Source organism: Brumimicrobium oceani, assembly GCF_003143775.1.
In the GTDB taxonomy this organism is placed as follows: domain Bacteria; phylum Bacteroidota; class Bacteroidia; order Flavobacteriales_D; family Crocinitomicaceae; genus Brumimicrobium; species Brumimicrobium oceani.
In genome coordinates this window covers 527621-541918 of the sequence record NZ_QFRJ01000001.1, presented here as the reverse complement: position 1 = coordinate 541918, position 14298 = coordinate 527621, and the positions used below count along the sequence as shown (strand labels likewise).

Here is a 14298-nt window from a genome sequence, read left to right as displayed (position 1 = left end):
AAGGTAGCGCACTTTTTTATGCAACTGTATTTCCTGCAATAATTTCAACTATTCTGAAGATTCCAGCTTGTTTAACCAATCAAACATTTCCTGGAAAGCCTTATTTCGGACAGGTTCTTTGGATAGAAATAAATCATGTAAACCATCTTCAATTTCGAGTAAAGTTACCTGTGAACCTAATTTTTCACCGACTCTTTTAATGTCTTCAATATCCAACACAATATCTTGATGTGTAGCCTTTTCAGAATATTTTGAAATTCTCTCTGAACTGCTTGAATGCATGACCAAAACAGGGGATTTTATGTCCGATTTCTTTAAGTTTTTGTGCCCTTTTCTAATTGCACCAATCCATTTAAAATAAGTGGGGAACCCTTCGATAGGCTTCCAATCCAAATTAAAACTCCATTCTCCATAATAGTCCTTGTGAATACTTTCAGCATAAGCTGGAGAAAGGGCTCCTTCGATTTTGGAATATTTAAAAAGTCCACCAATTGGTTTTGAAACTGTTAAAGCAGCTGCTTTTTCAATTGCGGACATATTGAAATCAAAAAATGGTGAATTAAGGACAAGGGCCTTTACTAAGTCTTTCTCTTCACCATAATTCATATAGTTGGAAGTAATTAATCCACCTGTAGAATGGGCCAATAAAATCACTTCACCGTTACTTGTCTCATGAATTTGACGAATAGCCAATGTCAGTTCTTCATAATATTCTTCAATGCTTTTACAATAGTTTGGATGCTGATGTTCCATTAAAGAACGTCCATATTTTCTCAGGTCTAACGCATAAAAATCAAATTCATTCGCGTTGAACTCTTTCCCCATGTGACCATGAAAGAAATAATCTATAAAACCATGAACATACAAAACGCTTTTTCTGTTTCCAGCATTAGCATTAGAAGAAATTAGAGTTGCAGTAACTTCGCCTTCATAATCTGGTTTTAAAGTAATGGTTTGTGATGTGTATTCGTTGTATGAATCCATGACATTTGAATTATTTGTATTTTCTTGAGCCATCAAAGAAAACGAGAGCGAAAAAATGAATACTGAAATAAGAGTTTTTTTCATGCTAATTTTCAATTTAATTATGTTTCTATCCATGGGATTTTAGGAAATGCGAAAGTAAATCAAAAAGCCAAATAAAGGGAGATTAAGGCATTGATAATTCAGATAGTTATTAATTAAAATATATAATTGATATTTCTGTTGGATTTGGCATGAATTTCAAGACTTTGACAAGAACTGATTTCAGGATAAGTTTATTAAAATAAAAAAGCACCCATTCCGAAGAAATGAATGCTTTTCTCAAGTAAAAATAGTTATTTCTTTAAAAATTTCAGCGCTTTTCCATCTTCAAATTTCAATAAATACATTCCCTTATTCAATCCTTGAATATCTAATTTTTCATTCTCTTTTATTACAGAATCGAAAACCTTTACACCTAAAACAGTGTAAACAGAAACGTTTTCGGGTTTTGTGATTCCTTTAACCTGAATGAAATCATTGGCAGGGTTGGGGTAGAGGCTTACTTTTTGAATTTGCTGAATATTGTCTACACTCAGCACAAGGTGTTCATTATAATTATGTGTAACCCTTGTGTCTTCCTCATAACTTCCAGTTAATGTGTCATAATTATAAGTAGTACTCGATAAAACCTTATTCACATGTGCAAAGTCTTGAAACAAATAGCTATCTGGTTGATTATTTATAAAGGGATGTGCATAATTTGCCATTTGTTCAGACATGTCATAGTCATGAGTTGTTTTATAGTGTTCAGACGTAGTATCTCCAACGTATTCCGTAATGCGGTTGTAGTTAGCATCTAATTCATAACTGATGTTTATAAAGTCCGTCCAAACAGAATTAGTATAATACTCAATTTTGTTTTCCCTAATTTTATCATTCGAATCGTAAGTCAAAATATGTCTATAATTATCTTCCCAAAATGAAGTACCATTAAGCGTTAACATTTTTGCTTGAGTAATTTTGTTACCTGTGTATTGAAGAACTAATTTACGATTATTGTTCCATTGATTTGCATCTTTGAAACTGTAATCTATGTTAGAAATTTTTGAATTCTGATAAGAAATTTCTTGCTTATTGAATTCCTTCCAAGCAGAATTTATTTCCTCAAAAGTAATAAACTCAATTAATTCACCGGAAGCATTATAATTGCTTTCATACTTCGCTACATTCTCCAATACGTCGGCAGTATTATCCCAAACCTTTACTATTTGCTCTGTAATTTTATTGTTAGCATTATAAGAGAAAGTTAATATTGAACTTACTTGATAAAAAGATCCATTCCACAAATAATAAGTTATCGATATGAGGTTATTATTGCTGTCGTATTCAAAGTCTGCACCTCCTGTTGTATACCAATTGGATCCATTGAATTCTTCTAAAATAGAGGATTTTAATTTGTTTTGACCGAATAAAGAAAAAGAAATAACAGCCAAAATTAATAATAGTAAATTTTTCATAATAGTGTTTTTTAATGTTCAGTAGTAAAATTAATGCAATAGGTTGTTTTATAAAAGAACTATAATCAATAGTTTAAAGATAAATATACAGGTTTAAATGATTTAGTTTTAGATGAGCTTGTTATTAATTTAGTTCCTTATTTTGAATTTTACCCGCAGTTTAATGAATTACCATTCCACGTGATCTTTTTAGAGTGCCAAAAAGCTAATCATTTTGGATGATGAAAGGACAAGGGAGTTTTCCTAAACTCTCCCAAGCCGATTTTTATCGGCATCCTTTCTCTGAACTTTGGTTCTATTTCATTTCCCCGCTAACACCCAATCCAAACAAGGCAAAATCATACTTACAAGGATCATTTGCATCCATTTTCCTCAAATTCTCCATTAATTCCTCCAAGGCTTTCCAATCGTCTTGTTTTCTTGTGATTAATCCAAGTGTTCGGGCAACATTTCCGGTGTGAACATCAAGAGGAACGTTGAGTTCGTTCATTCCAATTGTGTTCCAAATTCCAAAATCAACACCGTTGTCGTCTTTTCTGACCATCCATCTTAAGAACATGTTGATTCTTTTAGCTGCGGAACCTTTTGCGGGATTAGCGATGTGTTTTTCGCTTCTTTGTTGGTGTGACGTTTCAAAAAATGCTTTGCGGAAGTTGATTATTCGTTGTTTAACGCCAGATTCAGAAGGTTTAAGTTCAAACCAAGACTCTAGCGATTCATGCTGAGAATAGCAATTTTTTAAAGCACGGAGAACAAAATCTAAATCGTCTGTATTAAATGTTCTGTGAACAAAAGCCTTTTCAGAAAGCATTCCTGTTTCATAATTCATGACATAATCATAAGGCCCGTGATTCATGATTTCAATCAACTTATTTCCATTGTCGATAATCATCTTACGTTTTCCCCAAGCGATTAATGCAACGATGAATCCAATGATTTCAATGTCTTGTTTTTTTCGAAATCGGTGGGGCAGAAGAACGGGGTCGTCTTTAATGAAATCAACAGTGTTGAATTGTTCTACCTTTACATTAAGTAAATCTTTTATCTCCTTGAAATCTAGATTAAATGAATCTTCCATCTGCCATTTCTAATTTACGGTCAGAAATATCTGCGAGCTGCGTATTGTGTGTTACAATTATGAAAGTTTGACCAAAATTTTCACGTAAACTAAAGAACAATTGATGCAGTTCTTCGGAGTTTTTTGTGTCCAAGTTTCCTGATGGTTCGTCTGCTAAAATCACCTTAGGAGAATTCATTAATGCACGAGCAACTGCTACTCTTTGTTGTTCACCTCCAGAAAGGGCGGAAGGTTTGTGGTGATCTCTATTTTTTAAATTCAAAAAAGAAAACAATTCTTTTGCCCTTTTTTCTGCTTCTTGCTTTTGTTTTCCTCGAATCAAAGCGGGTAGAATTGCGTTTTCTAACGCTGAAAATTCGGGCAATAATTGGTGGAATTGGAAGACAAAACCAATAGATTCGTTTCTAAATTGAGCCAATTGTTTTTGTGATAATTCAAAAGGAAACTTTTCTCCCACCTGATATGTTCCTTGATCTGGTCGCTCAAGTGTACCTAAAATTTGGAGTAAAGTCGTTTTACCTGCTCCTGAAGACCCTACAATGGATATAAGTTCTCCCTCTTTTACTGAAATATCAATTCCTTTCAGTACTTTTACTTGGTCGTATGCCTTTGTTATGTTTTTGGCTTGAATCATAGGAGACGAAAATAATATTTAATTTGTGTATAAACTGGAATTAACTTAATTTTGTTGACACGAGATGGAAAATTTTGAACAACAATATCCCCAAAAGCCGATTTTAATGAAACGGAAGAGCGGTGGTCACATTTCTGTGACTGTTCTTTCTATGGTTATTTTTGCCATAACCTTTTCCTTGATATTGGACGATTACTATCTAATAGCTATACTGTTAGGTGTTTTGTTGTTTCATGAATTAGGCCATTTTTTAATGATGAAACTTTTCAATTACGAAGAATTGAACATGCTTTTTATTCCGTTCATGGGGGCTATGGTTTCCGGAAGAAAAAAAGAATACTCACAAATTGAAAGTTCCTTGATGGTGATCGCGGGACCTTTACCTGGTATTCTATTGGGTGCTTTCTTGCTGCTGTATAATTGGACTGAACCTTCCTCATTGTACATTCAACTGGGAGTTATTCTCATTCTTTTAAATGTGATGAATCTTATTCCCATTGACCCATTAGATGGTGGTCAGCTCATGCGAATTTTATTCTTCAATAATTATGAATATGCACAGTTGATTTTTACCGCGATATCTTCCTTGGCCGTTGCTGGTGTGGGTTTATATTTTAATTCTTGGCTAATGATTATTTTCGGACTTCTACTAGGACTGCGTATAAAAAACAAGAATAAATTGTACCTCATTCGTAAGGACATGAAAGAGGACGACATTGAATATGAGTCAAATTATGACGATATTAGCAATAAAACCTATTCCAAAATTAAGCGTATTATCATCGAACATACTCCAGTACTCAATGAAATAGAAGAGTACAATGAAGAGGAAAGGTACAATCAAATCGTGGCCAAACAAGTGGATGGAGTTTTGTTCCCACCAACCAAGAAAGATGCCTCAATTGCGTTTAAGCTGTTTATGCTTTTCCTTTGGGCTGGAGGAATAATTCTTTCTACTTATGCAATTACTGCCATAGAATTCAATTCAATAATCAATGCGTTTCAAAATAGGTGAAAAAGTTGGCTTCCTAAGAGAAGTTGGAGGAGGAATAGTTCAATCCTACAAAAATGATCAAATTGTTATCGTTGAAGACGAAACCGGCTTTGAGCGTGAGTTTATGGAAGAGGATCTAAACTCAATTATTGGTGATCAAAGTAATATTCTGAGCAGTAATTTCGACATTAATGACGTAATTGAAGAAACAGTAAGCTATTCCGATGATCTTGGGGATATAACCAAAAATAAAGATTTCTGGGAAATTGATTTGCATACCCATGTATTAATGGAAAGTGAAAGAGGTTTAAGCAATGGACAATTGTTAAGTCACCAACTTTTAGAATTTAAGCGTTTCTTTAGAAAAGCACGCGAAAAAAGTATTCGTAAGCTTGTGGTAATTCATGGAGTGGGAGAGGGTGTGTTGAAAAGTGAGATTCGTCAATTTCTAGAAGGTAAAGAGGGAATCGATTTTTATGATGCTGACTTCAGAAAATATGGAAAGGGAGCTACCACCGTAGAATTATTCTATCGCTAGTCAGCCTGCCTATTCTATCTTCTTAATTTGTTGTAGAAAGTCCATGTTGAGCTGCAGTTCGCTAATGAAGAACGATAAATTACTCGAATTCAACCAATGCTTAATTAAAAATCATCCAATCATTTAGCACCGAATATGGCTTTAGGCAAAACATATATGCTGCAGAATTGTAATAATGGATAACAGAACTTTTAAAACATAAAAACAACAGAAAATGAAAACAATAACTTTAACATTACTTTTAGCCGTTACAAGTCTTCTCTTTGCTCAAAACAAAACAATTTACGATTATGAAGTTGAGACAATTGATGGTGAAATGATTAGTTTATCAGTGTTTAAAGGCAAGAAAGTGATGATTGTGAATACGGCATCAAAATGCGGATACACATCTCAGTACGAGCAATTACAGGAATTATATGAGACCTATGGCGGAGACGATTTTGTGATATTAGGTTTTCCATCTAATGATTTTCTGAAGCAAGAACCTGGAAGTGATCAAGAGATTGCAGCATTTTGTCAAAAGAACTACGGAGTTACATTTCCAATGATGTCCAAGATTTCTGTAAAAAATGAAGATATGGCACCACTTTATGGATATTTGACTTCTAAAGAAATGAATGGAAAAATGGACTCTGATGTAAAATGGAACTTCCAAAAATATTTAATCGGTGCAAATGGACAAGTAGAACAAGTTTATTATTCAAAAACGCTTCCAACTGATGCCGCTATAATTGAATGGATTAAAAATTAATTTGTTTTCACGCAAAGATTAAATAACACCAATAATTTGCGTTTTTCGTGAATTATTGCTTAATTTTGTAGCATTGGATTTGTTACACCAAAGCAGATATTTTATCATGCACAACTAATACGCTTTTAGTAACTGAAAGCACAAAATATTTTAAAAATATAAATGGGTAGATCGCAAGAATCGTTTAGTAAACGTGAAAAAGAAAAGAAAAAAGCAAAGAAGAAGAAAGAAAAAATGGCTAAGAGAGAGTCTCGTAATGAGGACAACAATCAAGGCGGATCTTTGGATGACATGATTGCTTATGTTGATGCTTATGGAAACCTAACAGATACTCCGCCAGAAGAGCAAGAGAAGGTAGTTGAGGAAATAGAAGCAGAAGACATCGTTATTGGTGTTCCAAAGAAAGAAGATACTGGTGAGCCAGATGTTAACGTTGGAACGGTTGCGTTTTATGATAGTAGTAAAGGATTTGGATTTATTAACGATAATAATTCAGGAGAAAAATACTTCTTCCATATTAACAATGTTACATTCGATATAAAAGAAAACGACAAGGTAACCTATGATATCGTGAGAGGTAGAAAAGGTATGGATGCTGTGAATGTAGCATTGGCTTAGTCGTTTTTTTCTTAATAAAATATTTAAGTCCATTTTAAAGTTTAATTCCTACTGGGATTATACTTTGAAATGGATTTTTTTGTAATTATTAATTGCATTTAGATCGGCTTCTACCAAAAAAAAGGTTGCTGATTAGAAATCAACAACCTTAAATAACGAGGAAATTTGTAAACTAATTACGCCATTTCAACATCTTTTTTAGATTTTCTATACAAGCATGTTGTAAAAATCTTTCTTTTACCAAATCTGAATTGCTTGTCTGCATTTACAAATTTGATGTATAATGGTTTAGAAACTCCAAAATATTCGTAAGTACTCCCGTTTGTAAACTCAACCTCTAACACTTGATTTTTCCACTGAAAATCTACAATTCCACATGTATCAAGAATATGTTCGTATTCAACTAAGTTAGCTTCTTTAGTAGCTGGAGCAATACTGATCAAGAATTCATAACCCTGAGTAATTTCACGACTTTTTTCTTCCGCTAAAGCAGATTTTTCGTCTTCTTCCTGAAATTTATCTGGGTGCCATTCTTTTACTAAAGAACGATAAGTTTTCTTCAATTCAGCTAAATCGATTTCCGATTCAATATTAAAGAGTTTTTTGTATTGATTAATACGTTTCATTGATTCAAATTAAAATGTGTGCAAAAATACGCACATTATTCTCGGGGATTTGTAAGAATTTGATATTTCTTTTTACAAAAGTTCTTTTTAACAATTCAAATTCACTATAAAACCATTATTCCCAATGCTTAAACAGTATTTACATTTAGTTCTAATGGATTTATTCTGGCTAGTTTTATAATCTATGATCTTAATTGAAGCTAAATGATTGTCTATTTGATTTCAATGTTATTTAAATGGACACTTTCTGTTAAAAATCTAATTTACTTAACTTTATGAGCACCAGAAGACGACATGTTAATAGGACGACCGAGGTTAATCCTTATTACGATTTAAACTGGCAAAATTAAAAGCTTAAGGAGAATTTAGTGTTGGATTTTTATCTTCTTCTATTCACCATGAATAACTGCTGGGATGGCGGATAATCAGTTTTTTAAAATGCTTTTTTTAACAAATAATCATCAATCTAGCTTCGCCATCCTTTTCCACCGGCGCTCTGTGCAAGCATGGTAAAACAGGATTATCAGGATGATCGATGGCCAATTTCCATAGATTTCCTTTGCCTAAACTTGTGATATTGGCCTTAGGCAGAGCTTGATAATGTAGATCAAAGAAGTATTCACTTAAGAACTCTTCAAATCCTTCATCAGGTCCAGCGTATATCTTTTTGAGTTCTTTTCGAATTTCTGGAACGAGTACTTTTTGGATTCCTTCATGGTTGGGCAAAATATCGCTCGGTTCGCCGTAATAAGTGCAAAGAAATGTTTGTGATGGAATAGGGGAGCGGTCGACATGAAAAGAATAGACATCAGTTGGGAAAATTGGGAAGGAATCGTCGCGCTCATAATTTTTAATTAAGTTGAGAATGGGAGCTGCGCCAAATTTTTTTAAGTTCTCAAAGTCAGTAAGGAGAACCTCACGTGCTAAATTGGCCTCCTTACTTAAATTTAACGCACGAAGTTCTTCTAAATCTATTTCCTTCATATTTCCCTCGCATTCTATTTTCTCAACAATTTCCGAAAAATTGCCCAACAAATTGCGTTCCCAGCACATTGCATTGATTTCTCCTTGAAATGGAGTAGTGGCAAGGGCTTCGAAAGTATGAACTTTTAAAATTTGATTTGCTTTTTGGGAGGAAGCTGACATACGCTGGATTTTAGAATTGTAAAAAGTGAATTAAATTTCAAAAATAACTAAAACAGTTTTCTTTTTATTCAGTTGGTATTTCTAATCAACTGAATTTTATAAAATAGATAGGATTACCTATTAATGAATAATTTTACATTAGCAATATCTATGAATAAAACACCACATCGTATCTTAATGCTTCTTTTGATTTACTTCACATAAACCGTTTTGCGATTCACAAACTCCATTATTCCGTCCTTAGACAATTCTCTTCCGTAGCCCGAAATTTTTGTTCCACCAAATGGTAGTCTTGGATCTGATTTTACCAATTCATTGATAAAATAAGCACCGTCACTTACTTTGTCGACATGACTCAAGGCCAATTCAACATTTTCCGTACAAACTGTTACACCTAAACCAAACTTAGATCGCTCTGAAAGTTCAAACGCATGCTCGATAGAATCTGCTTTTATCATAGCGGCCAAGGGCCCAAAACTTTCTTCATCGAAAGCGGCCATTCCTGGTTTAACATCCCCCAGGACAGTTGCCTCGTGATGACAACCCTCTTGGTTTCCGCCATAAATTAGTTGAGCACCTTGTTCAATTGAATTGGTGATTTGCTTTTGTAATTCATCTGCTAAATCTTTTCTTGCCATTGGTCCAAGGGTTGTCTCTTCGTTCATAGGATTGCCTGACTTTAAGTTTTTCACTGCAGCTGTAAATTTTTCTACGAATTCATCGTAAACTCCTTCAAGTAAAATAAAACGCTTAGCAGCAATACAGCTTTGACCACAATTCATCATTCTGGCCGTTAATGCAATTTCTACGGTTTTATCAATATCTGCGTCTTCCCAAACAATGAATGCGTTGCTTCCGCCTAATTCTAACAAGGATTTTTTAATGTGTTTTCCAGCCAGAGCAGCAACCGACGATCCCGCTTTTTCGCTGCCTGTTAATGTAATTGCTTTTACCGCGTGGTGAGATACAATTTGCTCGGTAGCATCATGACTGACGATTAAATTTTGAAATACATTTTTTGGATAACCCGCTTTTTTAAAAACGTCTTCAATTAATTGCGCGCAACCTATTACGCTAGAGGAATGCTTTAATAATCCCACGTTTCCGGAGGTTAGAGTAGGAGCGGCATACCTCATGACCTGCCAAAAAGGAAAATTCCAAGGCATTACGGCAAATACAGCACCTAAGGGTTGATGAGATACAAAACTTTTTGAAGCATCGCTTTTAATTATTTCATCCGCTAAAAATGATTCTGCATGCTCTGCATAATAGTCACATACGCTTGCACATTTTTTCACTTCGTTTCTGGCTTCTGAAATCAATTTCCCCATTTCAAGGCTGATCATTTTGGCATATTCTTCGACATGTTCTCGTAAAACTTGACCCGCTTTTTTTAAAAGGGTACAGCGTTCTGAAAGTGCGACTTTGCTCCATGATTCAAAAGCTTTTTGACTATTGTCCAGTTTTTCAGCTAACTCATCATCTGTCAAGCCTTTATATACACCAATTGTTTCTCCGTTATGCGGATTTATTGTTTTAAACTCCATAGTTATTTTTAATTAAATTTCTTCTAGTTAATTGTCCATTAAACCTTAACCAATTTTCATTTTTGCTTAAAATTCAATATCCTTGCAGTTTGAATTCTTAAAAAAGTATAGCCTAGATTTAGAAGACAATAAACTCGATAATATGACAAAAATCAACAAGATTTTTCAATGAATTCTAAAATTAACCAAAGATTTCCATAATGCACAGCAATGGGAAAATATCTAGTTAAGAAATGATAATGAAATGATAAACGTCGTTTGAGCGTGTTCATTATAATTGGTTGTTGGGTTGGTGATTTTTTAGATGTTCAAATTCTAAGAGGATTCAACTCAAAATTCTGAACCCATGGTAATACTAACAACAATTTTAGCGTGCGGAATTATCTTGAGTTCATTTTTTATTAGAACACAATACTTTGTTTAAATAGTTGTGAATTGGGAATAACAGACTGAATGAGTTCAAATGCTTTGAGTGAATTTAAAGCAAGAGTTTTAAAACCAAGCGCATTATTAAATCTACATTGGAAAATCTATTGTGTTGGCGTATATTCACTAATTTATATTTGTCCTATAATTAATATTATGTTAAATAGAAATTCCTAACTAAAAGAGACCGTTCTTTCAAACAGTCTCTTCTATTTATATCCTAACAAATAATGCTATTAATTCTTCTTGACACACGCTTTACCATTAAGCCTTAGTTTTTATCCTTATCATCTTTGTCTTTCTCGTCTGTTGAACTAAATAAATCCCAAGTCACCTGCTGTGCCGGCTTGTCTTTGATCGGTCGTCTAGATAAACTTCTTCTTCTGGGTGCTGGTTTTGGTTTTTCCTCTATTGGTGGTAAAATATCTTCTATACTGACAACAGCTTGCGTTTCCTTCTTCAATGATTCTGAATTCGTTGCTGCTTTTTTATTTGAGGAATCCTCTTGTTTATCTGTTTTCTCAGGCTGAACTTCTTGGACGGATTTAGATTTAACCTTTTTAACGGGTTTTTTCTTCTCTACAGTAGGTTTTTCCTTGATCGCCTCAGGTTTTGGTGAACCTCCTTTTGGTTGGTCATCATCTCCGTCGTCATCTCCATCATCCCCATCATCGCTGCTATCATCGTCATCCTTGTCAGAATCGTCATTTGAGTCGTCATCGCTTCCTTCTTTGTCATGAGCTGCTTTTGAATTGTCCTGATTTTCATCATCCGTTTCCTCTTCATTTTCCTCTTCTGCAACTTCTGTAGCCTCTTCCTCTTCATCTGGCCAAGGTGTTTTTCCTTCAATCGGATGGGTCAATTCAATCTCTTTGACCTTTAGCTTTTCAAGCTGATTACCAATAGATTTCATTCCTTTAACGTCAATAAATTCGTCTATTCTGACGAGTCTATCTGGCAAATGTTTAGTCGCTTTCAAGAGTTTATTGTAAACAATCCTTACTTCAGGCTCATAAGCGGTAGAAACTGCATTAAGCTCCGTTCCTTCTGTTTCAGGAATAAAGGGCACTCTTCTGTCCGTCGTTACTTCGCAAACAAATCGTTTTGCATAGTGAATTTCCTTTTCAGGATCGTAATAAACGGCAGAAATAGCGTGTTCAGGCTTCCATTTTTCGATATGAATCATGTCATCCCCAAAGTGAATGGTTAAATCGAAACTTGACAAACGATATTCACCGTTTTTGTATAGTGTCAATATTTTGTCGTCACCTCTAAATTGACCTAAAAATTTCCCACGTTGATCATCATTTAATCGACCAACAATATCATCGTACCAAATTTTTCTTGCTGCTAAAGTAGATCCACCGACCTCTTTTTGCGTTACTTTTGAAATCGGCTCTTTACTAATAATATTTCCTTTGGCAGAACGGCTTTTTATCAACTGTTCTCCCAAATCTACATCTAATTTTAGCTTTTTTAAATGGGTTCTCGCTTTTAAATGAATGGTCACCACTTCCCTTTCACCGTTGGGATGTGCAGAGAAATAATGCAATTTAGATCCTTTTTTACCCGTGGTTAAATCATATTCTTTATCTCGCGTAATTGAATTCACTAAGAAGCGTTTCATGTAAGAATTTCCAGATTTTCCATCTTTATAAATCACATGATAAACCGTTCGCTTATCCCCTCTTTTCCATACCGCCGCATGAAGAATGCCTTTACCTACGAATTTTTTATCGGCTACTTTGGTAATCATCATTTTACCCGTATCGAAGAAAACGATGATATCATCAATTTCAGAACAATCTTGAATATAATCGGCCTTTCTCAGCTTATAACCAATGAAACCTTCTTTAAAATCAACATACAACTTTTCATTAGCAATAATTACTTTTGAAGCGTTGATGTTATCAAAAACTCTGATCTCCGTTTTTCTCTCCTTTCCTTCCCCGAAACGTTTTTTCAGGTCTTTAAAGTAATCGATAGAAAATTCAATAATATTCTCAATATTTGAAATAACCTGTGCTAATTCATCTTCAATTTTTTGAATGATTTCATCTGCTTTAAACTTATCAAATTTAGAAATTCTCTTGATCTTAATTTCTGTCAATCGGATAATATCGTCTCTGGTAACTTCTCTTTTTAAGTGTTTTGTGAATGGTTTTAATCCAGTATCAATAGCGGAAATAACACCTTCCCAGGTTTCCTCCTCCTCTATTAAACTGTAGACTTTATTCTCGATAAAAATTTTCTCCAAAGAGCTAAAATGCCATTGTTCTTCCAGTTCTTCTTTTCGAATTTCTAATTCGCGTTTAAGTAAACGAACTGTATTGTCTGTATTGTGCTTTAAAATCTCACTCATTCCCAAAAAACGAGGAGTTTCCTTATCAATTACAGTTGAGTTGGGCGAAATGGACACTTCACAATCCGTAAATGCATAAAGTGCATCAATTAATTTATCTGGAGAAACATTACTGGCTAAGTGAATCAAAATTTCAGCTTCCGCAGCAGTATTGTCATCAATTTTCTTGATTTTAATTTTCCCTTTGTCGTTGGCGCGTAAAATAGAATCAATTAAAGAAGAAGTATTCGTTCCAAAAGGAATTTCTGTAATACTTAAAGTTTTGTTGTCAATCTTATTAATTTTCGCACGAACTCTCACTTTTCCTCCGCGTAAACCATCGTTATAATTGGTGAAATCGGCCATTCCTCCCGTAAGGAAATCTGGGAAAATTTCGACTTTCTTTCCACGCAAATGGTTAATCGAGTTATCTATTAATTCTATAAAGTTATGCGGTAAAATTTTACAGGCCAACCCCACGGCAATTCCCTCTGCTCCTTGCGCCAGAAGCAAAGGAAACTTCATTGGCAAATCCTCAGGTTCTTTATTTCTTCCGTCGTAACTCGTGAGCCATTCTGTTGTTTTGGCGTTGAATGCCACATGAAGTGCAAATTTGGATAAACGTGCCTCAATGTAACGTGGCGCGGCCGCACCGTCACCAGTCAGCGTGTTACCCCAGTTTCCTTGCATGTCGATCAGCAATTCTTTCTGACCCATTTGCACCATAGCATCTCCAATGGAAGCGTCACCATGCGGGTGATATTTCATGGTATTTCCAATAAGATTTGCGACCTTATTGTATCGTCCATCCTCCAATTCTTTCATGGAGTGAAGAATACGACGTTGCACAGGTTTTAGCCCATCATTTAACCCCGGAACTGCACGTTCAAGAATAACATAAGAGGCATAATCTAGAAACCAATTTTCATACAGTCCATCTAAAGAGATGATGTTTTCATCTACCTTTTTGATTCCGTTTACATCGCTCCCGTCCTCTTCAGGATCATTGGAAACTTCTTGATTGTCTTGGTTTTCTTGGTCTTTATTGTCATCATTTTCAGAATCTGGAATGTTTTTGTTTTCCTCATCTTCAGAATTTTTGTCTTCCGCCATAGT

Annotated in this window: 12 protein-coding genes; 4 read left to right on the top strand and 8 right to left on the bottom strand. The window is 34.6% G+C overall.

What is annotated here, in order from left to right; all coding sequences use genetic code 11:
- Positions 1 to 48 precede the first annotated feature (48 nt).
- The 4 genes from DIT68_RS02380 to DIT68_RS02365 form a co-directional block, all read right to left on the bottom strand.
- Positions 49 to 984, bottom strand: coding sequence for an alpha/beta hydrolase (locus tag DIT68_RS02380; protein WP_109358327.1), 936 nt, complete (start codon positions 982 to 984; stop codon positions 49 to 51).
- A gap of 335 nt (positions 985 to 1319) precedes the next feature.
- Positions 1320 to 2483, bottom strand: coding sequence for a T9SS type A sorting domain-containing protein (locus DIT68_RS02375; protein ID WP_109358208.1), 1164 nt, complete (start codon positions 2481 to 2483; stop codon positions 1320 to 1322).
- 295 nt (positions 2484 to 2778) lie between these two features.
- Positions 2779 to 3561, bottom strand: a complete 783-nt coding sequence (locus DIT68_RS02370; RefSeq protein ID WP_109358207.1) for a TIGR02757 family protein — start codon at positions 3559 to 3561, stop codon at positions 2779 to 2781.
- Positions 3545 to 4195 (bottom strand): ABC transporter ATP-binding protein, encoded by a 651-nt coding sequence (locus tag DIT68_RS02365; RefSeq protein ID WP_109358206.1) that lies wholly within the window; start codon positions 4193 to 4195, stop codon positions 3545 to 3547. Before DIT68_RS02365 ends, DIT68_RS02370 begins: the two co-directional genes overlap by 17 nt.
- 106 nt (positions 4196 to 4301) lie before the next feature.
- Here DIT68_RS02365 and DIT68_RS02360 point away from each other — a divergent pair, with 106 nt between their 5' ends.
- The 4 genes from DIT68_RS02360 (at position 4302) to DIT68_RS02345 (ending at position 7096) form a co-directional block, all read left to right on the top strand.
- On the top strand, positions 4302 to 5210 hold the full coding sequence (locus DIT68_RS02360; protein WP_146194096.1) for a site-2 protease family protein: 909 nt from the start codon (positions 4302 to 4304) through the stop codon (positions 5208 to 5210).
- Complete coding sequence (locus DIT68_RS02355) at positions 5191 to 5727, top strand: Smr/MutS family protein (protein ID WP_109358204.1); 537 nt, start codon at positions 5191 to 5193, stop codon at positions 5725 to 5727. The genes DIT68_RS02360 and DIT68_RS02355 overlap by 20 nt, the downstream gene beginning before the upstream one ends.
- A gap of 214 nt (positions 5728 to 5941) precedes the next feature.
- Entirely contained in the window at positions 5942 to 6478 is a 537-nt protein-coding gene (locus DIT68_RS02350; RefSeq protein WP_109358203.1) for a glutathione peroxidase, read from the top strand.
- 162 nt (positions 6479 to 6640) lie between these two features.
- Positions 6641 to 7096 (top strand): cold-shock protein, encoded by a 456-nt coding sequence (locus tag DIT68_RS02345; protein WP_109358202.1) that lies wholly within the window; start codon positions 6641 to 6643, stop codon positions 7094 to 7096.
- 176 nt (positions 7097 to 7272) lie between these two features.
- Here DIT68_RS02345 and DIT68_RS02340 read toward each other — a convergent pair whose 3' ends face one another.
- The 4 genes from DIT68_RS02340 to DIT68_RS02325 all read right to left on the bottom strand — a co-directional run bounded on the left by DIT68_RS02340 (position 7273) and on the right by DIT68_RS02325 (position 14295).
- On the bottom strand, positions 7273 to 7722 hold the full coding sequence (locus DIT68_RS02340) for a KTSC domain-containing protein (RefSeq protein WP_109358201.1): 450 nt from the start codon (positions 7720 to 7722) through the stop codon (positions 7273 to 7275).
- A gap of 447 nt (positions 7723 to 8169) precedes the next feature.
- Entirely contained in the window at positions 8170 to 8868 is a 699-nt protein-coding gene (locus tag DIT68_RS02335; protein WP_109358200.1) for a hypothetical protein, read from the bottom strand.
- Between the two features lie 191 nt (positions 8869 to 9059).
- Positions 9060 to 10415 carry an NAD-dependent succinate-semialdehyde dehydrogenase gene (locus tag DIT68_RS02330; RefSeq protein WP_109358199.1) on the bottom strand — a complete coding sequence of 452 codons (1356 nt, stop codon included), beginning with the start codon at positions 10413 to 10415 and terminating at the stop codon, positions 9060 to 9062.
- A gap of 697 nt (positions 10416 to 11112) precedes the next feature.
- Complete coding sequence (locus DIT68_RS02325) at positions 11113 to 14295, bottom strand: DNA gyrase/topoisomerase IV subunit A (protein ID WP_109358198.1); 3183 nt, start codon at positions 14293 to 14295, stop codon at positions 11113 to 11115.
- Between the last annotated feature and the right edge of the window lie 3 nt (positions 14296 to 14298).